Raw genomic sequence first — 26,271 nt, forward strand, 5'->3', positions numbered from 1 at the left:
TCCAGGGCGACCTGGACCTCAGTCCTTGCCGATCCCGCTCGTGAGGCCGCTGATGAGCTGCCGTTCGGCGAACGCGTAACACACCAGCGACGGCAGCATCGCCAGCGTGACGTAGGCGAGGATCCGCGCGGTGTCCGCCGAGTACTGCGACTGGAACTGCTGGACGCCCAGCGGCAGCGTCCACCAGCGCGAGTCGTTGAAGACGATCAGCGGCAGCAGGAAGTTGTTCCAGCTGCCGACCACGGCGAGCACCGCGACGGTGCCCAGGGCGGGGCGGGACATCGGCAGCAGGATGCGCCAGAAGAACCGGAACGGGCCGCAGCCGTCGAGCACCGCGGACTCCTCGACCTCGGCCGGAATCGTCCGGAAGAAGCTGCGCAGGATGACGATGGTGATCGGCAGGCCGAACGCCGCCTGCGGCAGGATCACCCCGAGCGGGTTGTTCAGCAGGTTCATCTCGCGCAGCAGGACGAACAACGGCAGGATCGCCACGGCGAACGGGAACATCAGCCCGATCGCGAAGAGCATGAACAGCAGCTCCCGGCCCGGGAAGGCATAGCGGGCGAAGATGTACGCGGCCATCGCGCCGACCAGCACCACCAGCACCGTGCTGGCGATGGCCACGCTCAGGCTGTTGGTCGCCTGCAACCAGAAGGCTCCGGAGCCGAGGGTGTCGAGATAGTTGCCCGGCACCCACGGATCGGGCAGCCCGAACGGATTGGCGAACAGCTGACCGTTGTCCTTGAAACCACCGAGGACGCCGAAGACGATCGGCACCACCACGACGGCGCCCACGAGGATGCTGACGACGTGCAGCGCGCCCGCACGCGCGACGCGGCGCGGGTTGCGGGGCCTGCGCTGGGTGGCGGCGGTCGTGCTCATCGCTGATCTCCGATCGTGGTGATCGCGCCCTCGAGGTCCCGGCGCAGGACGAAACGCTGGTACAGCAGGCCGAAGGTGAGGCTGATCAGGAAGATCGCCATGCTGATGGCGCTGGCGTAGCCCACGTGGAACCGCTTGAAACCCTCCTGGAACATCGTCACGGCGAGGGTCTCCGAGGACCGGATCGGGCCACCGCCGGTGAGCACCCAGACCATGTCGAACAGCTGGATGGTGCCGAGGATCGACAGGAACACACTGATCCGGATGGTCGGTCCCAGCAGCGGCAGGGTGATGCGCCGGAACGCCTGCCACGGTCCGGCCCCGTCGATGGCCGCGGCGTCGTGCAGCTCCGGCGGGATGCTCTGGCGGCCGGCCAGGTAGAGGATCGTGTGGAAGCCGAAGTACTTCCACGAGATCACCAGGAACAGCGAGTACATCACGGTGTCGGGGTCGGCCAGCCAGGTGGCGCCCAGGTCACCCAGCCCGATCACCCGGGTGACGTGGTTGGCCAGGCCCTGATTGGGCGAGAAGATCATGGTGAACAGGACCGCGGTGACCACCTCGGACAACACGTACGGGGTGAAGAACAGCATCCGGTAGGCGCGCCGGCCCCGCAGCGGCTGGTTGAGCAGCATGGCCAGGGCCAGCGAGACCGGCAGCTGGATCGCCAGCGAGAGCACCACCAGCAGCAGCGCCCGGCGCAGGTCGCCCACGAAGATCTCGTCGGTCAGCAGCCGGTGGAAGTTCTCCAGCCCCACGAACGCGGTGGGCGCGCCGAAGCCGTTCCAGTCGAAGAAGCTGCCGTACGCGGCGATCACGATCGGGGTGAGCACCAGCACGGCGAACAGCACCAGGGCGGGGCTCAGGAACGCCACCACGGTGGGCCAGGGTCGCCGCCGGCGCGGGGTGGGCCCGGCCGGCGGCTGCGGCGGAGCCGGCGCGGGCCGGCGTTCGTCGGTGAGCACCGCCGCTCAGCCCTGTTTCGCCGCGGTGGTGACGGCCTTGACCACCTGTTCCGGTGATGACTTGCCGGCCAGCAGCTCGGCCACGCTGTCGTTGACCTGCTGGCCCACGGCCGGGGCGTAGGCCTGGTCGAGATACAGCTGGAAGCCGGTCGCCCGGTTCATCGTGTCGGCCACGAGCTTGAGGTTGGGATCGGTGACGGCGTCGGAGGCTGCCTTGACGACCGGCAGCACGCCGGCCGTCCTGGCCTCGATGCGCGCGTTCTCGGGCTGGGCGATGAACTTCAGGAACTCGACGGCTTCCGGCGGCGCGTCCTTGCCGACGGCGAAGCCGCCACCGCCGCCGAACGCGTCGGTGATCCTGCCCTTGCCGCCGTCGACCGCCGGGAACGCGAAGAAGCCGAGCCGCTCGCCGAGACCCTTCTTGCCGGCCGAGTTGTCGCGCTCGACGACCGGCGCCCATTGGCCCATGAGCTCCATGGCCGCCTTGCCGTTGCCCATCGTCGCGGCCTGACCGTCCGCCGTGGAGTAACCCGCGGCCAGATAGCCCTTCTGGAACGGCTGCAGCGCCACGAGCTCGGCCAGCCGGGCGCCGGCCGCGACGAAGTCGGGCGTGTCGAAGTTCTTGTCCCCGGCCGCCTGCCGCAGCGCGTCCAGGCCGCCGATCCGCAGGGCCAGGTAGGCCCAGTAGTAGTGGCCGGGCCACTTCTCCTTGCCGGCCAGCGCGATCGGCGTGATGGACGCGGCCTTGAGCTTGCGGACCGCCTCCAGGTACTCCGCCCAGGTGACCGGCGCCTTGCTCACCCCGGCCCGCTCGAAGAGTTCCTTGTTGTACCAGAAGCCGACCATGCCGGTGTCGACCGCGGACGCGTACGTCTTGCCCTCGATCGTGTACGCGTCGAGCGCGGTCGGGATCAGCGTGTCCTTCCACTGCCCGACGTCCGCGGAGAGGTCCTTGACCATGCCCGCGTCGGCCTGCTGGGCCAGCACGCCGCCACCCCAGGTGTGGAAGATGTCCGGCGGGTCGCCGGCCTGTACCACGGTGGTGAGTTTGGTCTTGAAGGCCTCGTTCTCCAGCGGCGTGATCTCGAACTTGACGCCGGGGTGCGCGGCCTCGAACTGGCGGGCCATCTTGGCCCACTCCGACAGCATCGGGTCGGCGTTGGCGATGTGCCACCACCGGATCTTCTTGCCCGAACCCGACCCGCCCTCGTCGCCGCTGCACCCGGCCAGGACGGCGCCGGCTGAGGCCGCGGCGGCCAGTCCGAGTACCGATCTGCGGCTGAACCGCACGGAATCTCTCACGGTCAACTCCCCCTTCGACGCCGTTCCCGGCGCACGGTGGACCGGCGGCCGGGTGTCCCAGCCGCGAAACTTTCATACATTGATCGATATAAATCGGAAACTAATTCGGCACGTTACGAGGTCGTATCCAGCCGGTCAAGACCCATCGCGGAGCGGGTTCGCGCGGCCTGGCCGACGCTTCGCCGAAACCTTCCGGCCTCAACAACCGGCTTGTTGTCGAAACTTCCAGACCTCGGCTGACCTGCTGTTCCACGGTCGCGCCGGCCGCCCGGATATGGTCCGTCACCGCGTGCGAATAGTGTGATTCCCCGGTTCTGAATAACTGTTACGCCAACCGTGGTGCCGAAGTCGCGCCGAACGACAGCACTCAGCGGTGAGCGGATCGATCGGCGGAGCCGGCAATTCGACACAGCAGGCCCTGGGACGCGGGGCTCACCGCCGGTGGCTGCCCGGGTCATGCCGCCTGATCGACCCCGGCCACGCCCGGCCGAATCTTCAGGCGGGCCGGCGCGCGGCGTGCGTCTCGACGAGTCCGTCGATGCCGCGCAGGAAGGTCTCGCAGATCAGGACCGGGTCGAAGAGGCAGCCGGCCGCCATGGCGCCGTCGCGGAGCATGACGAAGTGCTGCGCGGCCGGCTCGGCCGAGTCCTGCTGTATGCGCGCCATCAGGGTGTTGATCGTGTCGAGGAACCATTCCCGGTGGGCGAGGACCGTCCGGTGCACCGGATGCCCGGGATCGGGATACTCCGCGACCGCGTTCAGGAAAGCGCAGCCGCGAAAGCCCGGCGACCGGATGCCCTCGGCGATCGACGCCGCGACGGCCCGGACGGCGTCACCCGCCGGCGGGCCGGCGGCCAGCACCGCGTCCACCTGTCCGCGGATGGCCTGGTCGGCCCCCTGCAGGTAGGCGACGACAAGGTCGTCCTTGCCCGGGAAGTGCCGGTAGAAGGTGGCCCGGGTCACCTGCGCCTCGGTGATGATCCGGTCGACGCCGACGGCGTGGATGCCCTCGGCGTAGAAGATCCTCGCCGCCGTGCTGAGCAGCCGCGACCGGGCCTCGGACGGCCGGTTCGCGGTTTCGGTACGCGCCATCGGCCCATCGTAGCGACAGAACGTTCGGTCTTGACAAGTCGACGACCCGCCGCCCATCATCAGCAAAGACAGAACGTTCGTTCTCCCTACGGGCCCGTCCCGGCCGGAAGCTCCGAAAGGACCACCATGACCACCCTTGCCGCCCCCGGCATCTCCACGACGGCGGCCGCCCTGCGGCGGCTGTACTTCGTCCGCTTCGCGTTCGCCGTGGTCTGGGCTCTCGTGATGTTCACGACCGCCGACCATCTCGGTCCCCTCGCGGTCACGCTGCTGGTGCTCTACCCGCTGTTCGACGTGGCCGCCGCCGTCGTCGACCTGCGCGCCTCGCGCACCACCGGATCGCCCAACCTGCTGTTCGTCAACATCGCGGTCAGCCTGCTCACCGCGATCGGCCTGGCCGTCGCCGCCACCTCCGGCATCCCGGCGGTCCTGCGCGTGTGGGGTGCCTGGGCGATCGTGGCCGGGCTGGTCCAGCTGGTCGTGGGGGTCACCCGCCGCCGGATGGGCGGCCAGTGGCCGATGATCATCAGCGGTGGCATCTCCGTCCTGGCCGGTGGGGCGTTCATCACCGGCGCCTCCGCGGACGACCCGACGCTGACCAACGCGATCGGTTACGCCCTCCCCGGCGCCGTCTTCTTCCTCATCTCGGCCCTGCGGCTCGGCCGCGCGGCGAAGGGCAACTGACATGACGAACACCACGTACGACGTCATCGTGATCGGGGCCGGACCGGTCGGTGAGAACGTGGCCGACCGGGTCGTGCGGGGCGGCCTGACCGCGGCCGTCGTGGAGCGGGAACTGGTCGGCGGCGAGTGCTCCTACTGGGCGTGCATGCCGACGAAGGCTCTGCTGCGCAGCGCGGCCGCGCTCCGGGCGGCCCGGCAGGTGCCCGGCGCCCGCGAGGCGGTGACCGGCGGGCTGGACGTGGCCGCCGTGTTGCGCCGGCGGGACTCCTTCGCCTCGAACTGGGCGGACGACGGACAGGTGTCGTGGCTCGACTCGGCCGGCATCGCGCTGCACCGCGGCCAGGGACGGCTCAGCGCCGAGCGGGTCGTCGACGTGACCGGGCCGGACGGTGCCCCGACGACGCTCACCGCCCGGCACGCGGTCGTCGTCGCGACCGGCAGCAGCGCCCTCGTTCCGGACATCGCCGGTCTGCGGGAGGCCACACCGTGGACGAGCCGGGAGGCCGCCGCGGCCAAGGCGGTCCCGGCCCGGCTCGCCGTCATCGGTGGTGGCGTGGTGGCGTCGGAGATGGCCACCGCCTTCGCGAGCCTCGGCTCCACCGTGACGGTGCTGGCCCGCGACGGTGTGCTGCCGCAGGCCGAGCCGTTCGCCGGTGAGCTGGTCACGACGTCGTTGCGGGACGCCGGCGTATCGGTGCGCCCCGGCGCCGAGGCCGTGTCGGTGACCCGCGACAGCGACGGCACGGTACGGCTGACGCTCACCGACGGCGAGCAGGTCGAGGCCGACGAGCTGCTGGTCGCGGTCGGCCGTACGCCGAACACACTCGACATCGGACTGGACCGGATCGGCCTCGAGCCCGGCGCCTGGCTCACGGTCGACGACACGCTGCGGGTCCTCGGCGCGGACGGGACACCGGCCGGCGACGGCTGGCTGTACGCCGCCGGTGACGTCAACCACCGCGCGCTGCTGACCCACCAGGGCAAATACCAGGCGCGTGCCGCCGGCGACGTCATCGTGGCGCGTGCGAAGGGCGAACCGGTCCAGGACGGCCCGTGGGGACGGCACGTGGCCACGGCCGACGAGCGTGCGGTGCCGCAGGTGGTCTTCACCGACCCGGAGGTCGCCTCGGTGGGGCTGACCGCTGCCGCCGCCGAAGCCGCCGGACTGCGCATCCGCGTCGTCGACCACGACCTGGCCGCGGTCGCCGGCTCCGCGCTGCACGCCGACGGATACACCGGGCACGCCCGGCTGGTCGTCGACGAGGACCGGCAGGTGATCGTCGGCTGCACGCTCGCCGGGCCCGACGTCGCCGAGCTGTTGCACGCCGCGACGATCGCGGTCGTCGGGGAGGTCCCGCTGGACCGGCTGTGGCACGCCGTTCCCGCGTACCCGACGGTCAGTGAGGTCTGGTTGCGCCTCCTGGAGGCGTACGGCCGGAGCTACCAGGCGACGACGCCCTGAGTGCTCGGCTGGATGGTGCCGAGCTTCAGCGACCTCATGGTGATGAGGCTGCGGCTGGGATCGGGGAAGTTCTCCTGGGTCATCACCACGCCCCGCTTCGACGAGGAGAGACTGCCGCGCAGCGTGTTGCCGGTCGGGCAGTCCGAGTCGTCCCGGTCGCAGGCCTCCCACTTGATGCCCTGGAAAGCGCCGGTGCCGGGCCGGAGCACGATGTCGGCGGACTCCCCCGGCTCGTCGACGGCGGCGGTCGGCAGCTGCACCCGTTCGTCGGCGGCGTTGTAGAGGCTGACGAACACGCGGCCGTCGACCCGGCAGGCGGTGTCGGAGTTGTTGGCGAGCGTGACGAGCCCGCGCTGGGGTCCCACCGCGGTCGGGTCGTCGCTCTGCGCGGTGATCGCGATCTCCAGGTCACCGTCGCTGCACCGGCCGGCCTGGGGCGTCTTACGCAGGGTCGGCGCCACCTGCGGTTCGTCGGCGGGGCCGCCGGCACCGCCGTCGGCGCGGCGAGAGGTCCGACCGGTGGCCGGCTCCGGGCCCGCGCTGGGTGAGACGTCGTTCCTGGACGGCGTGCTGTCGCTCGGCACCGGCCGAGCCCCCGCGCCCGGCTCGACGACCGACGACGGTCCGGCCGCCGAGTCCTCCGCAGCCTGACCGGGCAGCAGCTGCCGGACCGGGCTGAAGGCCAGCGCGCCGAGGGCGACGACAGCCGCGGCCGCCAGGACGGGCGCGGTGCGCCGCCACCGCCGTACCGATGTCCCACTGTCGCGACCCGCGGCCGGCCGGCGTCCGGTCTGCCGCGCCGCCTGGGCCGCCTGGGCCAGCGCCGGTCGGCCGGCCAGGTTGACGGTGGTCGGCGCGCCGACCGCCACCAGCTCGTCGAGCAGCTCGAACGCCGTCGGCCGCAGCTCCGGATCCTTCTCCAGGGTCCGCGCGACCAGGTCGCGCAGCGGCGTGGGCAGACCCTCCAGGTGCGGCGGCCGGGTGAGGATCGCCCCGGCCGTCGCGGCCGCGCTGTCGCCGCCGAAGGGCGTGCGCCCGGTGCCCGCGAACGTGACGACGACGCCCCACGCGAACACGTCCGCGGCCGGCCCGATCCGGCTCGAGTCGCTGTCGAAGCGCTCCGGCGCCATGTACGCGACCGTGCCCACCATCTGGTCGGTGCCCGTGTGCTGGCTGGTCGCCTCGAAGGCGCGGGCGATGCCGAAGTCGATGACCTTCGGGGTGCCCAGCGCGAAGAGCACATTGGCCGGTTTCAGGTCGCGGTGGATGACGCCGGCGCCGTGGATGGCGGCCAGCGCGGTGGCCACGCCGACCGCCACGCTGTACAGGCTGCCGCCGGTCAGCGGGCCCTGCTCGGCGACCACCTCGGCGAGGCTGGGACCGTCCACGTACTCGACGACGAGGTAGGGCGTCTCGTGGTCGGCGTCGGCGTCGAGCAGCTCGGCGGTGCAGAACGGCGGCACCTGGCGGGCCCGGTTGACCTCGCTGCGGAAGCGGGCGCGGAACTCCTCCTCGTACGCCAGCTCGGGCTTGACGACCTTGATCGCCACGAGCCGGTCGTGCCGGTCCTCGGCGAGATAGACGGTGCCCATGCCGCCCTGCCCGAGCCGGGCCAGCAGACGGTAGCCACCGAGGAACTGGGGGTCAGTGGAACGCAGCGGCGCCTTCATCGCGCTGGACGATACCCCGTGAACCCGGCCACGGCAGATGTGGTGGTGGCCACGGATCCGCTGGTATGCCCGTTATTACCGGTGGCGGCGACGTAACGTTGAGGGCTGCCCAGGGCGGGTCCACATACCGCACGCCTGGTTGACGCCGACCCTCGAGGTGAAGATGGTGCACGCCCGGTGACCGTGACGACCGAACCGCAGCTGGTCACGCTCCCTCCCCTCGTCGTCGCACCGGTGCCCCCGGCGGTGTTCCGCTCCCCGTCGGCGCCGGCCACCCGCACCCTGGTCGACATCTTCGACGACACCGTGCGCGCGCACCCGGGCGCCCGCGCGCTCGACAACGGCACCACCGCGCTGACGTACCGCGAGCTCGCCGATGAGGTCGAGGCCGTCCGGGTGACCCTCACCGGGCACGGGATCGGCGCCGGCGACCGGGTCGGCGTACGGATCTCGTCCGGCACGGCCGAGCTGTACCTGGCGATCCTCGGCGTGCTCGCGGCCGGTGCCGCCTACGTGCCGGTCGACGCCGACGATCCCGAGGAACGGGCCGAGCTCGTCTTCGGCGAGGCGGACGTCTGCGCGGTGCTCGGTGACGGGCTGAGCGTCTCGCTGCGCCGTACCCCCGAGGGCCGCTCCGCCCGGCCCGGCCCGGACGACGACGCCTGGGTCATCTTCACCTCCGGCTCGACCGGCACCCCGAAGGGGGTCGCGGTCAGCCACGGCGCCGCGGCGGCCTTCGTCGACGCGGAGGCGCGGTTGTTCCTCGCCGGCGAGGTCAGTGAGGCGATCGGCCCGCAGGACCGGGTGCTGGCCGGGCTTTCCGTGGCGTTCGACGCGTCCTGCGAGGAGATGTGGCTGGCCTGGCGCCACGGCGCCTGCCTGGTGCCGGCCGAGCGGTCGCTGGTGCGCAGCGGCGTCGACCTCGGCCCGTGGCTCGCCGAGCAGCGCATCACCGTGGTCTCGACGGTGCCGACGCTCGCCGCGCTGTGGCCGGTCGAGGCGCTGGAGGAGGTACGGCTGCTGATCTTCGGCGGGGAGGCCTGCCCGCCCGAGCTCGCGCAGCGCCTGGCCGTCGAGGGCCGCGAGGTCTGGAACACCTACGGGCCGACCGAGGCGACCGTGGTGGCCTGCGCCGCGCGGATGACCGGCGACGGACCGGTGCGCATCGGGCTGCCGCTGGCCGGCTGGGAGCTCGCGGTGGTCGACAGCGCCGGCGACCCGGTGGCGATGGGTGAGACCGGCGAGCTGGTGATCGGCGGGGTGGGTCTGGCCCGCTACCTGGACGCCGCCAAGGACGCCGAGAAGTTCGCGTCCCTGCCGTCGCTGGGCTGGCCGCGGGCCTACCGCAGCGGGGACATCGTCCGGGCCGAGCCCGAGGGGCTGCTGTTCGTCGGCCGGGGCGACGAGCAGGTCAAGCTGGGCGGGCGCCGGATCGAGCTGGGCGAGGTCGACGCCGCGCTGCAGGCGCTGCCCGGGGTCGCCGGGGCGGCCGCGGCGGTGCAGCGGACCGCTGCCGGCAATCAACTGCTGGTCGGGTACGTGGTGCCGGCCGACGGTGCCGACTTCGACGCTGCCGCGGCGGCGCTGCGCATCCGTGAGCAGCTGCCGGCCGCGCTCGTGCCGCTGCTGGCCGTGGTGGACGCGTTGCCGACCCGTACCTCCGGCAAGGTGGACCGGGCCGCACTGCCCTGGCCGCTGGCCGTCGCCGAGGACGCGGCCGGTGAGCTGACCGCGACCGAGGAGTGGCTCGCCGGCGGCTGGGCCGAGATCCTCGGCGTGCGTCCCACCGCGGCGGACGCCGATTTCTTCAACCACGGCGGTGGCAGCCTGAACGCGGCGCAGCTGGTGGCGTGGATCCGCCGGCGGCACCCGCGGGTCTCGGTGGCCGACATCTACCTGCACCCGAGGCTGTCGCGGCTGGCGGCCGTGCTGGACGCGCTCGACACCACCGCGGCGACCCGCCGGGAGGTCCGGCCGACGCCGCGCCGCGCCGGGCTGGTCCAGGCCGTGCTGATGGTTCCGATGCTCGCGCTGGTCGGGCTGCGCTGGCTGACCGTGCTGGCCGCCCTCGGCAACGTCCTGGCCCTGCTGGCCCCGGCGTCCTGGACGCCGGTCGTGTCGTGGTGGTGGGTGGCGCTGGGCTGGACGCTGCTGTTCAGCCCGCTCGGCCGGATCGCCGTGGCCGCCGCGGGGGCCCGGCTGCTGCTGCGCGGCGTACGCCCGGGCAGTTACCCGCGTGGTGGCGGTGTGCACCTGCGGCTGTGGGCCGCCGAACGGCTCGCGGAGCTGTCCGGTGCCACCAGCGTGGCCGGAGCCTCCTGGATGACCACGTACGCGAGGGCGCTCGGCGCGCAGCTCGGTCCCGACGTCGACCTGCACTCCGCGCCGCCGGTCACCGGCCTGCTGAAGCTCGGCCGGGGCGCGGCGATCGAGCCGGAGGTCGACCTGTCGGGCCACTGGATCGACGGCGACGTCGTGCACATCGGCAAGGTGCGGGTCGGAGCGGGCGCCCGGGTCGGGTCCCGCAGCACGCTGATGCCCGGCGCCCGGATCGGCAAGGGCGCGCGGATCGCCGCGGGCTCGACCGTGTCCGGTGCCGTACCGGCGAACCAGCGCTGGGCCGGCTCGCCGGCCGCACCCGCCGCCAAGGAACCGGCCGGGTGGCCGGCCCAGCGTCCGCCGCGCTCCCGGGTGGCGTCCCGGCTCTGGACCGCCGCGTACGGCATCACCGCGCAGCTGCTGGGGCTGGTGCCCGTGGTGGCCGCCCTGCCGGCGCTCGTCCTGCTCGGCTGGACGGCGACCGTCCGCCCGGCCGCCGGCACGATGCTGGCCGCCGTCGCGGTGGGCACGGTCGCCTACGTCGTGGGCTATGCGCTGCTGGTGCTCGTCGCCGTCCGGGTGCTGAGCGTCGGCCTGCGCGCCGGATACCACCCCGTGCAGGGCCGGGTGGCGTGGCAGGTGTGGACGACCGAGCGGCTGATGGGGATGGCCCGGGTCGGGCTGTTCCCCCTCTACGCCAGCCTGTTCACGCCGGTGTGGCTGCGGCTGCTGGGCGCGAAGGTGGGCCGCGGCGTGGAGGCCTCCACCGTGCTCGCGCTGCCGGCGATGACCACGGTGGCCGACGGGGCCTTCCTGGCCGACGACACCATGGTGGCCACGTACGAGCTGAGCCACGGGTGGCTGCGGGTCGCCCCGGCCCGGATCGGCAAGCAGGCGTTCCTCGGCAACTCCGGGATGGCCGCACCCGGCCGTTCGGTGCCCAAGCGGGGACTCGTCGGCGTGCTGTCGTCGGCCCCGCGCAAGGCGAAGAAGGGCACGTCGTGGCTCGGTGCGCCGCCGATGCCGTTGCGCCGTACCGTCGAGGCGGCCGACACCAGCCGCACGTTCGACCCGCCGGCCCGGCTCAAGCTGGCCCGGGCGGCGATCGAGCTGTGCCGCGTCGTCCCGGTGATGTGCGCCGCGGCCCTGGCTGTCGGCGTCCTGGCCGCGCTCGCGTTCATCTGGCAGCGCTACGGCCTGTGGGCGGCCGCGCTCGCCGCCGGGCCGGTGCTGCTGGGTGCGGCGATCGTCGCCGCCGCGACCGCGACGGCCGCGAAGTGGCTGCTGGTCGGGCGGTTCCGGGTCGCCGAGCGGGCACTGTGGACCTCCTTCGTGTGGCGCAACGAGCTCGCCGACACGTTCGTCGAGGTGCTCGCGGCGCCGTGGCTGGTCCGCTTCGCGACCGGCACGCCGCTGCTCACCGCCTGGCTGCGCACACTCGGGGCGCGGATCGGCCGCGGCGTCTGGCTGGAGACCTACTGGCTGCCCGAGTACGACCTGGTCACCCTGGGTGACGGCGCCACAGTGAACCGCGGCTGTGTCGTGCAGACCCACCTGTTCCATGATCGGGTGATGAGCATGGACGAGGTGACACTGGGCGCGGGAGCCGCCCTGGGCCCGCACGGCATCGTGCTGCCCGGCGCGAGCATCGGCGCCCGCACCACCATCGGCCCCGGTTCGCTGGTGACCCGCGGCGACGCCGTGCCGGACGACAGCCGGTGGCGGGGCAACCCGATCGCGACCTGGCCGGCCCCGGCCAGCCGCCGGCCGTGACCCCGGCGCCGGGGTCCCGTGGTGCCACGCCCGGCGCCGACCACTCCAGCGACTCGTACCTGCCCGGGCACGGCAACGGCGGCTACCGGGTCCTGCACTACGACCTCGACCTCGACTACCGGGTGGTGTCCAACCGGCTCGCCGGCCGGGCGGTCGTCACCGCGATCGCCGAGCAGCCGTTGTCGCGGTTCACCCTCGACCTCGGCCGCCTCCAGGTGCAGGACGTCCGGGTCGACGGCCGCCGGGTGAAGTACACCCACCGGCCGGACAAGCTGCAGATCAGGCCCGAGCGCCCGATCGGCGCCTGGGACACCTTCCGGGTGGAGATCCGGTACGCGGGCAAGCCCGTACCGGTCTCCGGCCGCTGGGGTGACCTCGGGTGGGACGAGCTCACCGACGGGGTGCTGGTGGCGAGCCAGCCGAACGGCTCGCCGTCGTGGTTCCCGTGCGACGACCAGCCCGGCGCCAAGGCCACCTTCCGGGTGGCGGTCACGGCGCCCTCGCCGTACGCGGTGCTGGTGACCGGCGATCCCGTGTCCCGGCGGCGCGGTGCGGGCAGCACCACGTGGGTGTACGAGCGGTCCGAGCCGACCTCGCCGTACCTGATGAGCGTCCAGATCGGCCGCTACGAGCTGATCGAGCTGGCCGCCGGCGACGTGGTGCAGCGCGCCGCGATCCCGCCCGCGCTGCGCGCGAACGCCGCCCACGACCTCGGCCGGCACGGCGAGATCATGGCGGCGATGCAGCGGCTGTTCGGGCCGTACCCGTTCCGCGAGTACGTCGTCGTGGTCGCCGACGACGACCTCGACGACCCGGTCGAGGCGCAGGGCATGGCGATCTTCGGCCGCAACCACCTGGACGGGCGGCGCACGCACGAGCGGCTCGTCGCGCACGAGCTGGCCCATCAGTGGTTCGGCAACAGCCTCACGGTGGCCGACTGGCGCCACATCTGGCTCAACGAGGGCTTCGCCACGTACGCGGAATGGCTGTGGTCCGGCGTCGCCGGTGACCAGCCGGCCGAGGCCCTGGCGGCGCAGTGGTACGAGCGCATCGCGGCCCGCCCGCGGGACGTCATCGTGGCCGACCCGGGCATCGACCGGATGTTCGACCCGCTGGTCTACAAGCGCGGGGCCCTCACGGTGCACGCCCTGCGCAGACGGATCGGCGAGGAGCCGTTCTTCACGATGCTGCGCGCGTGGGTCGCCGAGCACCGGCACGCGACGGTGACGACCGAGCAGTTCCGGGCGCACGCGCAGCGCTTCGCCCGCGAGCCGTTGGACGACCTGTTCGCCGGGTGGCTCGACAGCCGGGCGCTGCCGCCGTTCCCTCGCTGAGCTGAGGAAGCGGCACCACCGCCCGGCCGGCCTCGCCTAGGGTGCGATGGACCAGAGCTGGCACGTGTTGTTGAGCCACATCCAGAGGTCCACCCGGGTGCCGTTGGCTGTGCCGCAGTTGACGTCGTCGAGCACCATGCCGCTGTTCTCCACCACGAGTTCGTAGCGGCCGTTGCCCGCCGGGATGACCGCCCACTGCTGGCAGAGGTTTCCGAGCGGTTGCCACAGGTTGACGGCGGTGCCGAGCGCCTGGCCGCAGTTGACCGCGTCGAGCACCTTGCCGGAGTTGACGTTCGTGATCGTCCATTTGTCGGCGCCGACGCCGGCGAAGCGCCACTGCTGGCACGTGTTGCCCAGTGACTGCCACTGGTCGACCGCTGTGCCGTTGGCCGTGCCGCAGTTGACCGCGTCGAGCACCTTGCCGCTGGCCAGGTTCGTCAGGCGGTACGTGCCGCCGTTCGCGGGGAAAGCGACGTTCTTGCCGTAGCCGACCGAGACGATGTTCGCCTGCACGGCGTTCTCGGTCGCATCGCTCGGATAGCCGCTGGTCATGACGCCCTCGAAGAAGGATCCGACCGAGCCGTTGCTGTTGTCGCCGCCGATGCCGAGGATGATCGCACCCTGCTTGGTCATCGGCCGGTAGCCCGCCTGGCCGGGCAGCGCACCGTTGTAGCGGGTGGCCAGGCCACCGGACTGTGCGTTGCCGTCCTTGATGGCGTACGTGGACGTGCCGTTGTTCTTCAGCACCGCCGTGACGAACGGGGTGCTGCGGCCGGTGTTCGCGGTCCAGGAGCCGTTGCCGCCGGCGAACAGTCCGTTCTCCAGGTCGGCGGCCACCCGGGGGCCGCCCGCGCACGGCGAGAACCAGCACAGCGTGCCGAAGTAGATCGCGTCCATGTCGCCGTTGCCGGTGTCCAGGTTGTTGGTCTCGGCGTTGCCGTAGTCGAAGCAGCACCGGTCGTTGACGTGGGTGCCTTCGGTGACCATGTACATGCCCTCGGGCTGGCTGCCGGTCGCGACACCGTTGGTGGCGTTGTTGCGGTAGCCGTTGCCGGCGGAGATGTAGACACCGTAGACCTTGTGGCCACCCGCCGTGACCGGCAGCGCCGCGGCGTTGGCGCCCTGGTCCGCGGTCGGATTGGCGCCGCCGCCGGGAGCGATCGTCAGGTCGTTGTGCCGGGCGGTCTGGTCGTAGATGCGCACGATCGTGCAGTAGGTGCCCGAGCAGAAGGAGTCCTGCGTGGACGCGTTGGCGTAGCCGCCGGCGCTGAGCACGCCGATGTTGGTGGTGGCGCCGTCCGACCAGCGGCGCACCTGGTAGAGCGGGCCGGTGTAGGAACCGGCCAGCGCGCGGGTGGTGCTGTGCGCGGCGACGCACGGTGTGCCGCCCGCGGCGTAGATGTCACAGGGCTGGGTGCCGGCCGCCCGGGCCGGACCGGGCAGGCCGAACAGCGCCGCGGCGACGAGCGCCGCGGCGGCTCCGGCGGTACGGATCTTGAACCATGGGGTATGCGGTGACCTGGGACGCATGGGGTGCCTTTCGCGTGGCTGCGGCCGCAGCGCGTACCGGACGCTGCGAGGACACGACGTCGTTGTTAACGGTCACATAGATGTAGCCCTATGTTTCAGGAATGTCAACCACCGGATCTTGAGGGCGGCTGCGGCCCCGGGTCAGCTGCGGTTGTCGCCGAAGTCGGTGTGCATGAGCTCGGCCAGGGTCTCCAGGCCGCCGCCCACTCCGGCGGCGGCCACCGCCGCCACGACGGTGACGGCCTGCAACGCGTGGGTGGCTCCCCGGCCGTTGCCGGCCGCGACGAGACCACGGACGACCGCACGCGGCAGGATCCGGCGGACGTAGTCGCGTTCGACGCCCAGTTTCTGGACGCGGGGCAGCAGCCGTGCCATCTGCACCTTGCCGCGGCCCTCGGCGTAGCAGCGGCGCATCAGGAACCGGAACGTGGAGCGTTCGGTGGGCACCTCGTGGTCGATCAGCGCGCCCGGCACGTACATCCAGTGCCCGCCGCCCGCGGCGCTCATCCGCAGGCACAGCTCGGTGTCCTCGGGCCGGTTGCGGTCGCCCAGTTTGCCGAAGCCGGTCCGGAAGCCGCCGACCGCGGTGAAGGCGTCGCGCCGGACCATCATGCTGGCCGACCAGACGTTGCGGATCGGTGCGGTGGCCGTCGGCATGCCGGTGTAGGAGACGCCGACCGTCCACAGCAGTTCGTCGGGCATCCACCGGGGCCGTGCACCGGACCAGGCCGGGAGGATGCCGCCGCCGGCGCCGACCACGGCCGGGTCGGCGAACGGCGCCTTGAGCCGGCCGAGCCAGTCCGGCGAGGCCACGGTGTCGTCGTCGAGGAACGCGATCAGGGGCGTGCCGGTGTGGAACGCGCCGGTGTTGCGGGTGCCCGAGGCGCCCCGGGCGTAGGCGTTCTCCAGCACGGTGACGCCGGGCAGTTCGCGCCGGATGCGGCGGAACAGGGCCGGGTTGTGGTCGACCACGACGACCACCTCGGCCGGGGCGTGCCGCTGGGTGCGGGCGGATCGCACCGTACGGACCAGGGACTGCCAGCGCCGCTCGGTGTGGGTCGGGATGACGACGCTGATGTCGCGGTGGTCAGGGCTCACGGTCGGTACTCCAAGGACAGTGGGGACGCGGCGTAGGGACCGGCGACCGGCGGAAGCTGCTTCGCTTCGGACTGGGCCGTGGCTCCGGCCATGGACACCCGGCGCTTGAACGGCTGCATCGGCGAGTGGCAGACGGTGCCGGCCGCGGGCAGGGTCCCGCCGAGCAGGTAGCGGTCCACGGCCCTGGTCACACAGGTCGAGGTGCCGTAGGCGGTGTGGCCCCAGTTGTCACTGGACAGCAAGCGGCTGCCCGGCAGCAGCTTGGTCGCCGACTCCGCCTGCCGGTAGCTCGTCGCCGGGTCCCAGTAGTTGCCGACGAACAGCACCGGCGCGCTGGTGGTCCGGTTGAACGGCCCCCGGTAGGCGTCCTCGTCCCGCACGGTCCACGTGTTGCCGGCGCAGGGGACGGTGCCCCAGCCCCAGGCGCGGCCGAAGTACGGGGCGCGGGCATCCTCGGCCGCGGTCAGCGCCGGCCACATGCTCGTGTCGCGGGGGTGGTCGGCGTCGGTGCAGATGACGCCGCTGAAGGCGTCGAGCGTGTTGTCGTACGGGAAATCACGGGCCGGCGTCCGTACCCGGGAGAGGTGTGCCCGCAGCTCGGCCCGCGCCACGGACCGCTTCTTCGCGCTCTTGCCCGCGGGTGCCGCGAGCAAGGTCTCGACCGCGGCGGCGACGGCGGTGACGAAGTCGCCGGCCTCGGCGGAGTACAGGCCGGACAGCGTCAGGCCGATGAAGTCGGCGTAGGTCAGCCGCACCGCCTTGCCGTTCTCGTCGCGGCCGAGCAGCAGCGACTTGGCACGCAGGGATCGCGCGATGGCGCGGAAGTGCCGTTCGGGGTCACCAGCGGCGAACACGCAGCGCTTCTTCCCGGCGTGGTCACACCGGGTGAGCAGCGTGCGCAGCGCCCGGTAGGCGGCGTCGGCCGAGCGCAGCCGGTTGTCCTGCAGGGAGCCCTGCGCCGGGACACCGGCCCAGGACTTCGGGTTGACGACACCGTCGAGGGCCAGCGCGCGGACCCGGTCGGGGAACATGTTCGCGTAGTACTGACCGAGCAGGGTCCCGTAGCTGAAACCGAGGTAGGTCAGCTTCGGGTCACCGACCGCGCGGCGCAGCACGTCCATGTCGCGCGCGACCTCGGCGGTGGACATCGCTCCGGCGAGCGTGGCCCCGGTGGTGGAGCAGGCCTGTCCGACCGCGCGGGCCGCCTTGGTGTAGGTCGCCTCCTCGGCGGCGCCGTACGGGAAGAACTTGTTCAGCGGCGCCTGGGTCAGCACCTGCTCGCGGGTCGAGGGGAAGCACTTGAGGTTGTCGCTGGCGCCGACGCCGCGCGGGTCGAAGCCGACCACGTCGAAACGGTCCAGGACGCTGTCGCTGAGGAAGGCGGGGGCCAGCGCGGCCATGTCGGTGCCGGAACCGCCCGGCCCGCCGGGGTTGACGAACAGGCTGCCGATCCGCTGCGCCTGCTTGCGCGCCTTCACGCGGAGCAGGGCGAGCTGCACCGTCGCGCCCTCCGGCTCGTCGTAGTCGAGCGGCAGCCGGACGGTGGCGCACTGGGCGCTTCCGTAGCACGTGTACCACCGCAGCACCGGGGTCGGCACGCGGTCGACCCGCTCGGCCTCCGGCCCGCTGGTCACGTCCGCGGTGGCGGCCTGAGCGGACCCGGCCGGCGCGACGGCGACGCCGGCGAGCAGTGCGGCGGCGAGGCCGGCGCCGAGCAGGCGAGCGGTGAACGACATGCGGGGAGCCTCCTGAAGGGCGAATGAACCGCCGGCACAGCGCGTGATCTCCGTCGGGACAGCACGGATCTCCGCACGCTGATTTCAGGGTCAATTACCGCATCTTGTCCGATCGCTCACCAGTGGCCGACTACACGGAGTAGTTGTCGGAACGATGACGGAGCGTCGATCATCAGCTGGCCGGGATCCCCTGTTCGGCTGAGCGGGTCAGCGCACCGGAAGGTTCACCCGGCGGCCCATGCCGAACTGCGGAGCGTCGGTGTCGGTCACCATGGCGAAGGCTCCGGCGGGCACGCCTTGCCGCTTCGCCACCCGGGAGGCCGCGGCCAGCAGCTTCCGCTCGCTCCCGCCGGCGATGAAGAAGATGTAGACGTCGCCGTACTCCTCGCCGTCGTCGTACTCCTCGATGCCGAGCTCGTCCTCGAGGTCGATCATGAAGTCACCGACGTCGTCGATCCATTCATCGTCAGCGGTCATCGGAATGTGGATCTCCACCAGTACAGCCATGCCGAAGATGATCCGGCACGGCTGCCGGGGCCCGGACAGGGGCCTACCGCGGCGGGTCGACGGCGGGCCGGATGCGGCCACGGACCTCGCCGAGCCCGATGGCGGCACCGTCCGGGCCGGGCGCGCTCGCGCTGATCACGATCTCGTCGCCGTCCTCGAGGAAGGTGCGGGTGGTGCCGTCCGGGAGTCGCAGCGGCTCGGCGCCGCCCCAGGAGAGCTCGATGAGTGAGCCCCGCTGGTCCGGGCGTTCGCCGCTGATGGTGCCGGAGGCGTAGAGGTCGCCGGTGCGCAGCGACGCCCCGTTGGCGGTCAGGTGGGCCAGCATCTGCGCGCCGGTCCAGTACATGCCGTCGGAGCTCGGGCGGGAGACGACGTGGCCGTTGAGCCGGACCTCGAGCCGGACGTCCAGCCCCCACGGCGGCGTCCGGGAGTCGTCGAGGTACGGCAGCAGCGGCACGGTCCGCGCGGGCGGTGCCACCCGGGCGGAGGCGAGCGCGGCCAGCGGTACGACCCACGGTGAGATCGAGGTGGCGAAGGACTTGCCCAGGAACGGGCCCAGCGGCACGTACTCCCAGGCCTGGATGTCGCGGGCGGACCAGTCGTTGACCAGGCAGATCCCGAAGACGTGGTCGGCGAAGGCGGTCTGCGGCACGGGCCGGCCCAGCGACGACGGGGTGCCGACGACGAAGCCCAGCTCGGCCTCGATGTCGAGGCGGCGGGACGGCCCGAAGGTGATCTCGCCGTCGGTGCCGCGGCGCTGGCCGCAGGGGCGGACGATGTCGGTGCCCGAGGCGACCACGGTGCCGGCACGCCCGTGGTAGCCGATCGGCAGGTGCTTCCAGTTGGGGGTCAGCGGGTCCTGGCCGGGCCGGAACATCCGGCCCAGGTTGGTCGCGTGCTGCTCGGAGGCGTAGAAGTCGACGTAGTCGGCCACCGTGAACGGCAGATGCATGACGGCGTCCCGCGCCGGCACGAGCTGGGGGCCGAAACGCTCGGCGAACGCGGAGTCGGCGACCCAGCCGGTCACCAGGGCCCGCACCTGTGACCAGGCCTCAGGTCCGGCGGCCAGCAGGGCGTCCAGGGACGGGCCCGCCACGACGGGGGCCAGCTCCGGGGCGATGCGCTGCACAGCGGCGGCCAGGTCCAGGATCAGGTCGCCGATCGCCACGCCCACCCGGGCCCGGCTGTCCGGAGCGGTGCTGAACACCCCGTAGGGCAGGGTCGCGATGCCGAACGGGGTGGAGACGGTGCTCAACGCGGGTCCTCCGGGAGAAGTCCGTGGCGCAGCAGGCCGTCGACCGGCTCGGTGATGCTGCACGTGCCGAAACTGATGAAGTGCTGCCGGATCCGCCCGGCCCGGGAGTCGTCGAGGCCGGCGAGCGCGGTGGCCACGCGTACGCCGTCCTGGTCGGCCAGCGCGGCGGCGACGTCGGCTCCCCGCAGGGCACGGCCGGTGGCCAGCAGCACGTTGAGGTAGCCGTGGTGTTCGAAGCCGGTGGCGGGATCGCGGTGCCGGACCGGGTCGTGCAGGCCCGCGGTGAGTTTGAAGGCGACGCCGCCGCGTACAGCCGCGTCCAGAACCGCGGCCAGCTGCCGCTCGTCGGGGAAGGCGGTCGCGACTGCCCCGCCGGTGCGGATCTTGAGTCGCAGACCGGCCGCGGCGAGGGTCGCCACCGTAGCGGCGGTGACATCGGCCCAGGGCAGTTCGACGTAGGTGCGCACGGCCGGGGGCACGTGCCGCCCGGCCACGGTCACCAGCTCGGCGAGCCCGGCTGCGGACGCGGGCACCTCCAGCGCCACCAGGTCCACCCGGGGTTCCGCCTGCGCCCTGGCGATCGCGGCGGGAACGTCCGCGGCCCCGCCGGGCAGGGTGAGCGAGACGGGCAGCGGCGATCCGGCGGGCAGTGCCGTGGTGAGCTCCGGCCAGCGGGGCAGGGAGCAGATGAACGGGCCGAGCAGCGGCGCCAGCGGCGACGTGCGGCGCTCCCGGTGCGCCCGTACGGCGTCCGGCAGGGGCTCGTTGCCGGGCGGGAAGATGGCCGCGTCGTCGAACAGGCCGAGGAACAGCCGGGGCGGTGCGGTCACTCTTACCTCCGTCGGGGGTCGCTGCGCCGGTCCAGCTTTGGCCACCGGCTCGAGGTGCACAACGCGTCCAGTCGCGAGCAGGCAATCTGTCCAGATCTGCCGCCAGGGGCCGGGTGGCACTGGGCAACCTGTACAGGCCGCCGGATCACTCCTATATCAGGATGTTAGGTGCGAACAATCACGAGTCGGTGATTTCGACTAATGCGTCATAGCCTGGCCGACGGCGCCAAAGGTAGCCGACAAAGGCTCTCGAACCAGACAGTGGCCACCGTCCATGGATGATCACGGCCCGTCAGAAGCTGTACCCGCACAGTTAGATTCGCTCTCGATCTCACCGGCACGAGCGGGGGCGCCTACCACCATGGACACGATCCGGATCGCCACAGCCATGTACCACCGGGACCTCACCTGTCAGCACCTCGGCATCCAGCTCGACGATCTCGGGCCCGGCCGTGCACTGCTGCGGATGCGGGTCACCGCCACGATGACCAACGGGCACGGGACCGTCCACGGCGGATACCTGTTCCTGCTGGCCGACGCGGCATTCGCGTACGCCAGCAACACCCACGGGCCGGCCGCGGTGGCCCAGCACGCGCAGGTCACGTTCCTGCGCCCGGCCGAGGTGCACGACGAGCTGCTCGCCGAGGCGGTCGAACGGGTGCGCGCCGGCCGCAACGGCGTGTACGACGTGACCGTGCGGCGCCCGACCGGCGAGGCCGTCGCCGAGTTCCGCGGGCACAGCGTGATGCTGAGCGGGCGGCCGTCCGTCGCACCGGGTCAGTGACCGGCGATGGCGCTGGAGCTGGCACTGCTCGGCCCGGTCGAGGCCCGTACGGACGGGGCCCGGGTCCCGCTCGCCCCGCTGGAACGCAGCGTTCTCACCCTGCTGGCGCTGGCCGAGGGCACGGTGCTGTCCACCGAGCGGCTCATCGACAGCCTCTGGTCGGTCAAGCCGCCGGCGGCACCGCGGGCGCGCGTCCAGGGACTGATCTCGTCGCTGCGGCGCAAGATCGGCAGTGCGCTGGTGACCCGTGACCCGGGGTACTTCCTGGCGCTGCCCGCCGCCGCCTGTGACCTGCAGCGGTGTGAGGAGCTGGCCCGGCTGGCGGCCCGGGCGCGGCCGGCCGACGCGGCGGAGAAGCTGCGCCAAGCGCTGGCACTGTGGCACGGCGAGCCACTGGGCGGGGTGGCCGCACCGGGGGTCGAGGCCGACCGGGCCCGGCTGGCCGAGCTGCGGGTCTCGCTCCTGGAGGCGTGCTTCGAGGCGGAGCTGACCCTGGGCCGGCACGCGGAACTGGTCCGCGAGATGGTCGCCGCGGTCGCCGCCAACCCGTTGCGGGAACGGCTCACCGGGCAGTTGATGACCGCGCTGTACCGCTCGAACCGGGGCGCGGAAGCGCTGCTGGCGTATCAGCATCTGCGCGAGCGGCTCGCCGACGAGCTGGGCAGCGACCCGTGCGCGGACCTGCGGGAGCTGCACGCGGCGATCCTGCGCGGCGAGGATCCGTCCCCCCGGCGTCCGGCCGGGGCGGAAACGGTACCGGCGGAGCCGGAGCCGCGGCCGGCGCAGATGCCGGCGGGCGTGGGGCACTTCGCGGGCCGGGACGCCGACCTGGCCGCGCTGACCGCGGCGCTGCCGGAGCCGGGCGCCGACCCCCGGGTCGTGCTCATCTCCGGTGCCGGCGGCCTGGGCAAGACCGCGCTGGCGGTGCGCTGGGCCCACACGGTCGCGGACCGGTTCCCGGACGGGCAGATCTTCGTGGACCTGCACGGGTCGGCCAAGGATGCGGCCCTGTCCCCCGGCGCGGCCGTGGGCGCGGCGCTGCTCGCGATCGGCGTCAACGCGGACCGCCTGCCGGCCGGCGTCGAGGAACGGGCCGCCCTGTTCCGGACCCGGCTGTACCACCAGCGGGTGCTGCTGGTCGCCGACGACGCCGGCTGCGTGGGCGAGCTGCTGCCGCTGGTCCCGCCCACCTCGGGCAGCCTGCTGGTGGCGACCAGCCGCAGCCGGCTCACCGCGCTCACCGCGCACCACGAGGTGCGTACGGTCGCCCTGCGCCCGCTGTCCGGTGAGCTGGCTCGCGACCTGCTGTGCGCGATCGTCGGCCCGGGCCGGCTGGCCGGCCCGGGCGGCGCCGAGGTGGTGGCGCTGTGCGGTGGCTGGCCGCTGACCCTGCGCCAGGCCGGTGCCACCCTGGCCGCCCGGTCCACCCAGTCGCTCGGCTCCTTCGCCGGCGAGCTGCGCGAGCGGGCCGACACCCTGTCGGTGGCCGACGACCCGCGGACCGTCCGGGCCGCACTGGTGCAGGCCCGCACCGGTCTGGACCCGGCCGCCGGGCGGCTGTTCGACCAGCTCGGCGCGCTCCCGGTGGGCTCGGTCAGCCTGGAGCTGGCCGCCGCGGTGGCCGGGATCTCGGTGACCCGGACCCGGCGGCTGCTGGACGAGGTGAGCTCGGCCAACCTGATGGTGGAGACCGGCCCCGACCGGTACGGCTGGTACGACATGGTCCGCCGGTACGCCCGCCGCTGCGGCGCCGCCCTCAGCGACCGGGACGTGGCCGAGGAACGGGCGATCCGCTGGCACCTGTCCACGTTCGAGCGACTCGCGGACCGCCCGGCGCCGGATCCCGAACTCGCCGGCGCGGCGGAGGGCGACCTGCCGGCGGTGGCCCGCTGGGTGGCGCAGCGCGGCGATCCCCAGCTCACCTGGGACTTCGTCAGCAAGGCGTACGCGGTCACCCCGGCCGTGGGCGTCGAGGCGTGCGAGGCGGCGCTGGCCGCCGCGGCGGACCTCGGCGACAGCCGCACGCTGGGAGCCGCGCACACCCAGCTCGGCGCCGCGCTGCTGGCCGACCCGGCCCGGGCCGACGAGGCGGGCCGGCACCTGCAACGGGCCATCCAGCTGCTCGGTGTGGACCAGGGCGAGCACGTCCGGATCGCCACGTTCGCCCTGGGCAGCCTGCTGGCCCGGCAGGGCCGGCCGGCCGAGGCGGGCTCGCTGCTGGAGCGGACCCTCGATCTGCTCGACCCGGGGACCGAGCCGCTGGCCTCCACGATCGCCCTGTTCGCCCACGCCGACCTGCTGGTGCGCACCGGTTCGGCCGGCCGCGGCCAGGAACGCTTCGCCCAGGCGCTGATCATGTGCGAGGCGGCCACCGGGAGCCGGTTCAGCCGCGCCCGGCTGGTGCTGAACGCCCAGGTGGGCGCCCGGTTCCTGGCCTACCTGGACGACTGCCTGCGGGCCCCGCGGGTGACCGGCCCGGACCGGCGGCTGGCGGTCCGGCTGTTCACAGGGGTACGGCGCTGACCCGGAAGTCCCGGGCCGTCACGCCGATCGCGGCCGCCACCTCGTCCGAGGTCCGCCCGCGGAACCGGAACCGGCCGCCGACGTGCTCGTAGTACGCGTCGGCGGCCGGCAGGATCTCCCCCGGCCGCAGCACCGCCTCGGCGTACGGACCGGGCTGGCGGCCCAGCATCGATCCGGCTCCGGTGATCCGGCACGGACGCTGCGCCGGGGCGGGGGCCAGCAGCCAGCCGGCCACCTCACCGCCCGGCTGGGTGAGCGCGGGCGGCCAGTCCCGGGGCGGGCGACCCAGCGCCAGCCGGAACGCCGCCTCCATCAGGTCGTAGCCGTGCACCTCGCGCCACAGGAACGGGATCTCCGCGCCGCCCGCCCGCGCGCCGACCTCCAGGAACGCGCACTCGCCGGTGGCGCGGTCGACGAACAGCTCCAGGTGGAACACGACGGGCCGGTCGGACAGGGCGGCCAGGGCCCGCACCGCGTACGCGCCGACGGCCCGCACCAGGCCGGGATCGTCCTCCTCCACCGAGCCGAGCGGGGTGCCGCCCCGGAAGCCGAGGCAGGTGTTCAGGTACCGCGACACCCGGTACGGGCCGAGCGCCGCGCCGTCGAAGTAGCCGTCCACGTGGTGGATCGGGCGCGGGTCGAACGACTGGGCCATCAGCCGGGGCCGGCCGGTGAGGTCCACCTCGCGCAGGTCACCAGGGCCGTCCAGGCGTACGACACCGGCGCTGGAGCTGCCCGTGCGCGGCTTGACGATCACCGGCCAGCCGTACCGGTCACCGAAGGCGCGGACGGTCGCCGCCTCCCGTACGGTCGTGAAGGCCGGCACCGCCAGGCCCGCCCCGGCCACCATCCCGCTCATCGTCACCTTGTCCCGGTAGGGGCGCAGCTCCCCCGGTGTCCACCCGGCGCAGCCCCACTCCTGCCGCAGCTGCGCGGCGACCAGCAGGTCGTCCTCCTTGAGCGCGACGATCGCGGCCGGCGGCCCGAACTCGTGGGCCAGTTGCTTGACCCGTTCCGTCACGGCGGGCAGATCGTCGGTCGCGTCGACCAGCAGCACGGCGGCCGCTTCCGGGGGCACCGCCGACGCCCCGACCTCAGTGGCGACGTAGGTGACGGTATGCGTGCCATGGTCGAGGTAACGGGCGTACTCGGCGTAGCGGGCCCGCCAGCGGTGGATGACCACGATGTGCGGCCGGGCCGGCATCAGTTGTCCTCGGCCAGCTCGTAGAACGCCGGGCCGTCCAGGTAGCGGAACGTGCCGAAGTCGCGGTCGACGACCTCCTCGATCGGGTGCATCAGGTTGACGATCAGCGGGGTACTCAGGTCGTCGACGGTGCGCCGCAGCCTGCCTCCCGGGGCCACCACCGGGCGGATGTCGTAGAGGCTCTCCAGGCCCTCGATCACCCCGATCAGCGGGTACGCCTTGAGTCGGGCCTCCACCGTGGACACCGCCCAGGCGCTGACCACGTGCTTCCTGATCTCGTAGTCGGTGCCGACCCGGGCGGCGAAGCGCTGCGGGCGCACGTACGCGTCGACGATCCACTCCAGCTGGCCCTCGCCCAGCGCGGGCTGGCAGAAGCCGGGCAGGTCCAGGCCGGCCATCCGGGCGCCGACCTCGACCAGGCACGGCCCCTGCGGGGTCAGCTTGATCTCCAGGTGCGCGGCACCGTAGCGGATGCCCAGCGCCTCGAGGACCGCGAACGCGTACGGCACCAGTGCCTGCTGGACCGCGCCGTGCCGGGGCAGCAGCCGGACCCCGCAGGTCAGGTCGACGATGCCGTTGGCGGTGAGCTTGTCGTACTTCCAGATGTCGGTGACCTGGTGCGCGCCGTCGCCGCTGACCGTGTCCACCACGTACTCGCCGCCGGCCAGGTACTCCTGGGCGACCACGGCCTCGTTGCGGCGGGAGAAGATGTTCTCGCTGCCCAGGATCTTGCGGTACGCGGCGACCGACTCCCGCGGTGTGGCGCAGAAGTGCACCCCGTCGCCGGCCGCGCTACGGATCGGCTTCACCACGATCCGGCCGCCCCGGGCCTCGTGCCAGGCGGCCAGCTGCTCCGCGTTCTGCACGAGCAGCTGCCCGGTGGCCCGCAGGCCGGCGGCCCGCAACGTCTCGATCTGCACGTACTTGTCGCGGCGGGCGACGCTCAGCGCGGTGCCGTTGCCGGGCAGGCCGAGTTCGGCGGCGAGCAGGTCGGCGAACTCCACGCCGATCTCGCCGCCGGCCACCACGGCCACGGGGTCGTGCCCGCGGATCGCCGCGAGCGTGGCGGCCAGGTCGCCGGTGTGCACGATGTTCGCCGCGTACGGGGACAGGTCGAACGCGCCCTGGTACACCAGCGGCGGTTCCGGCGTGCTCTGCACCCGGACCACCTGGTGACCGGCCTGGTGGAACACCGGCGCGAGGCGCCGGGTCGGGGCGTACGCATCGACCATCACGACGGTTCGGGAAGCGCTCATCGCCCCACCGTGGCCGGGGGCGCTGCAGATTCGCCACAGATCCGCTGCGCGGCGGATCCATGGCG

Annotated in this window: 19 protein-coding genes; 6 read left to right on the plus strand and 13 right to left on the minus strand. The window is 72.9% G+C overall.

Features of this window, described 5'->3' with window-relative positions:
- Positions 1-18: 18 nt before the first annotated feature.
- The 4 genes from AB0C12_RS38790 to AB0C12_RS38805 all read right to left on the minus strand — a co-directional run bounded on the left by AB0C12_RS38790 (position 19) and on the right by AB0C12_RS38805 (position 4,241).
- Positions 19-882 (minus strand): carbohydrate ABC transporter permease, encoded by an 864-nt coding sequence (locus AB0C12_RS38790; RefSeq protein ID WP_360555606.1) that lies wholly within the window; start codon positions 880-882, stop codon positions 19-21.
- A complete protein-coding gene (locus tag AB0C12_RS38795; RefSeq protein ID WP_360555608.1) occupies positions 879-1,847 on the minus strand; it encodes a sugar ABC transporter permease in 969 nt (322 codons plus the stop codon). Before AB0C12_RS38795 ends, AB0C12_RS38790 begins: the two co-directional genes overlap by 4 nt.
- Before the next feature lie 6 nt (positions 1,848-1,853).
- Positions 1,854-3,149, minus strand: coding sequence for an extracellular solute-binding protein (locus tag AB0C12_RS38800; RefSeq protein WP_360555609.1), 1,296 nt, complete (start codon positions 3,147-3,149; stop codon positions 1,854-1,856).
- A 495-nt stretch (positions 3,150-3,644) separates the two neighbouring features.
- A complete protein-coding gene (locus AB0C12_RS38805) occupies positions 3,645-4,241 on the minus strand; it encodes a TetR/AcrR family transcriptional regulator (protein WP_360555610.1) in 597 nt (198 codons plus the stop codon).
- A 126-nt stretch (positions 4,242-4,367) separates the two neighbouring features.
- Between AB0C12_RS38805 and AB0C12_RS38810 the strand changes: the two genes are divergently transcribed.
- Together AB0C12_RS38810 and AB0C12_RS38815 are read left to right on the plus strand one after the other, a co-directional pair.
- Positions 4,368-4,925 carry a hypothetical protein gene (locus tag AB0C12_RS38810; protein WP_360555612.1) on the plus strand — a complete coding sequence of 186 codons (558 nt, stop codon included), beginning with the start codon at positions 4,368-4,370 and terminating at the stop codon, positions 4,923-4,925.
- 1 nt (position 4,926) lies between these two features.
- A complete protein-coding gene (locus tag AB0C12_RS38815; protein ID WP_360555614.1) occupies positions 4,927-6,387 on the plus strand; it encodes an NAD(P)/FAD-dependent oxidoreductase in 1,461 nt (486 codons plus the stop codon).
- Here AB0C12_RS38815 and AB0C12_RS38820 read toward each other — a convergent pair.
- Positions 6,366-8,057, minus strand: a complete 1,692-nt coding sequence (locus AB0C12_RS38820; protein ID WP_360555615.1) for a protein kinase — start codon at positions 8,055-8,057, stop codon at positions 6,366-6,368. The genes AB0C12_RS38815 and AB0C12_RS38820 overlap by 22 nt on opposite strands.
- Positions 8,058-8,234: 177 nt before the next feature.
- Here AB0C12_RS38820 and AB0C12_RS38825 point away from each other — a divergent pair, with 177 nt between their 5' ends.
- Positions 8,235-12,149 carry a Pls/PosA family non-ribosomal peptide synthetase gene (locus AB0C12_RS38825; protein ID WP_360555617.1) on the plus strand — a complete coding sequence of 1,305 codons (3,915 nt, stop codon included), beginning with the start codon at positions 8,235-8,237 and terminating at the stop codon, positions 12,147-12,149.
- Positions 12,146-13,483 carry a M1 family metallopeptidase gene (locus AB0C12_RS38830; protein ID WP_360555771.1) on the plus strand — a complete coding sequence of 446 codons (1,338 nt, stop codon included), beginning with the start codon at positions 12,146-12,148 and terminating at the stop codon, positions 13,481-13,483. The genes AB0C12_RS38825 and AB0C12_RS38830 overlap by 4 nt, the downstream gene beginning before the upstream one ends.
- A gap of 36 nt (positions 13,484-13,519) precedes the next feature.
- On the opposite strand, the gene AB0C12_RS38835 is transcribed toward AB0C12_RS38830, so the two are convergent.
- The 6 genes from AB0C12_RS38835 to AB0C12_RS38860 form a co-directional block, all read right to left on the minus strand.
- On the minus strand, positions 13,520-15,013 hold the full coding sequence (locus AB0C12_RS38835; protein ID WP_360555619.1) for an arabinofuranosidase catalytic domain-containing protein: 1,494 nt from the start codon (positions 15,011-15,013) through the stop codon (positions 13,520-13,522).
- 141 nt (positions 15,014-15,154) lie between these two features.
- Positions 15,155-16,111, minus strand: a complete 957-nt coding sequence (locus AB0C12_RS38840) for a glycosyltransferase family 2 protein (protein ID WP_360555621.1) — start codon at positions 16,109-16,111, stop codon at positions 15,155-15,157.
- Positions 16,108-17,847, minus strand: coding sequence for an alpha/beta hydrolase (locus AB0C12_RS38845; protein WP_360555623.1), 1,740 nt, complete (start codon positions 17,845-17,847; stop codon positions 16,108-16,110). The genes AB0C12_RS38840 and AB0C12_RS38845 overlap by 4 nt, the downstream gene beginning before the upstream one ends.
- A gap of 207 nt (positions 17,848-18,054) precedes the next feature.
- On the minus strand, positions 18,055-18,354 hold the full coding sequence (locus tag AB0C12_RS38850) for a hypothetical protein (RefSeq protein WP_360555625.1): 300 nt from the start codon (positions 18,352-18,354) through the stop codon (positions 18,055-18,057).
- 43 nt (positions 18,355-18,397) lie between these two features.
- Entirely contained in the window at positions 18,398-19,609 is a 1,212-nt protein-coding gene (gene fahA, locus AB0C12_RS38855; RefSeq protein ID WP_360555627.1) for a fumarylacetoacetase, read from the minus strand.
- Positions 19,606-20,439, minus strand: coding sequence for a hypothetical protein (locus tag AB0C12_RS38860; protein ID WP_360555629.1), 834 nt, complete (start codon positions 20,437-20,439; stop codon positions 19,606-19,608). The genes fahA and AB0C12_RS38860 overlap by 4 nt, the downstream gene beginning before the upstream one ends.
- A gap of 361 nt (positions 20,440-20,800) precedes the next feature.
- Here AB0C12_RS38860 and paaI point away from each other — a divergent pair, with 361 nt between their 5' ends.
- Positions 20,801-21,223 (plus strand): hydroxyphenylacetyl-CoA thioesterase PaaI, encoded by a 423-nt coding sequence (paaI, locus tag AB0C12_RS38865; protein ID WP_360555631.1) that lies wholly within the window; start codon positions 20,801-20,803, stop codon positions 21,221-21,223.
- Between the two features lie 6 nt (positions 21,224-21,229).
- The gene (locus AB0C12_RS38870; protein ID WP_360555633.1) at positions 21,230-23,746 is read left to right on the plus strand and encodes a BTAD domain-containing putative transcriptional regulator; all 2,517 of its coding nucleotides are present in this window, start codon (positions 21,230-21,232) and stop codon (positions 23,744-23,746) included.
- Here AB0C12_RS38870 and AB0C12_RS38875 read toward each other — a convergent pair.
- Positions 23,727-24,950, minus strand: a complete 1,224-nt coding sequence (locus AB0C12_RS38875; RefSeq protein WP_360555635.1) for a biotin carboxylase — start codon at positions 24,948-24,950, stop codon at positions 23,727-23,729. The two genes, AB0C12_RS38870 and AB0C12_RS38875, sit on opposite strands and share 20 nt — an antisense overlap.
- A complete protein-coding gene (locus AB0C12_RS38880) occupies positions 24,950-26,206 on the minus strand; it encodes an ATP-grasp domain-containing protein (protein ID WP_360555636.1) in 1,257 nt (418 codons plus the stop codon). The genes AB0C12_RS38875 and AB0C12_RS38880 overlap by 1 nt, the downstream gene beginning before the upstream one ends.
- Between the last annotated feature and the right edge of the window lie 65 nt (positions 26,207-26,271).

This window comes from Actinoplanes sp. NPDC048967, assembly GCF_040649415.1.
GTDB lineage: Bacteria > Actinomycetota > Actinomycetes > Mycobacteriales > Micromonosporaceae > Actinoplanes.

Excerpts from the sequence above, each read along its gene's own strand:
- AB0C12_RS38790 (WP_360555606.1), bottom strand. The coding sequence starts at position 882 with ATGAGCACGACCGCCGCCACCCAGCGCAGGCCCCGCAACCCGCGCCGC.
- AB0C12_RS38805 (WP_360555610.1), bottom strand. The coding sequence starts at position 4,241 with ATGGCGCGTACCGAAACCGCGAACCGGCCGTCCGAGGCCCGGTCGCGG.
- AB0C12_RS38810 (WP_360555612.1), top strand. The coding sequence starts at position 4,368 with ATGACCACCCTTGCCGCCCCCGGCATCTCCACGACGGCGGCCGCCCTG.
- AB0C12_RS38815 (WP_360555614.1), top strand. The coding sequence starts at position 4,927 with ATGACGAACACCACGTACGACGTCATCGTGATCGGGGCCGGACCGGTC.
- AB0C12_RS38820 (WP_360555615.1), bottom strand. The coding sequence starts at position 8,057 with ATGAAGGCGCCGCTGCGTTCCACTGACCCCCAGTTCCTCGGTGGCTAC.
- AB0C12_RS38835 (WP_360555619.1), bottom strand. The coding sequence starts at position 15,013 with ATGCGTCCCAGGTCACCGCATACCCCATGGTTCAAGATCCGTACCGCC.
- AB0C12_RS38845 (WP_360555623.1), bottom strand. The coding sequence starts at position 17,847 with ATGTCGTTCACCGCTCGCCTGCTCGGCGCCGGCCTCGCCGCCGCACTG.
- AB0C12_RS38850 (WP_360555625.1), bottom strand. The coding sequence starts at position 18,354 with ATGGCTGTACTGGTGGAGATCCACATTCCGATGACCGCTGACGATGAA.
- paaI (WP_360555631.1), top strand. The coding sequence starts at position 20,801 with ATGGACACGATCCGGATCGCCACAGCCATGTACCACCGGGACCTCACC.
- AB0C12_RS38870 (WP_360555633.1), top strand. The coding sequence starts at position 21,230 with ATGGCGCTGGAGCTGGCACTGCTCGGCCCGGTCGAGGCCCGTACGGAC.
- AB0C12_RS38875 (WP_360555635.1), bottom strand. The coding sequence starts at position 24,950 with ATGCCGGCCCGGCCGCACATCGTGGTCATCCACCGCTGGCGGGCCCGC.
- AB0C12_RS38880 (WP_360555636.1), bottom strand. The coding sequence starts at position 26,206 with ATGAGCGCTTCCCGAACCGTCGTGATGGTCGATGCGTACGCCCCGACC.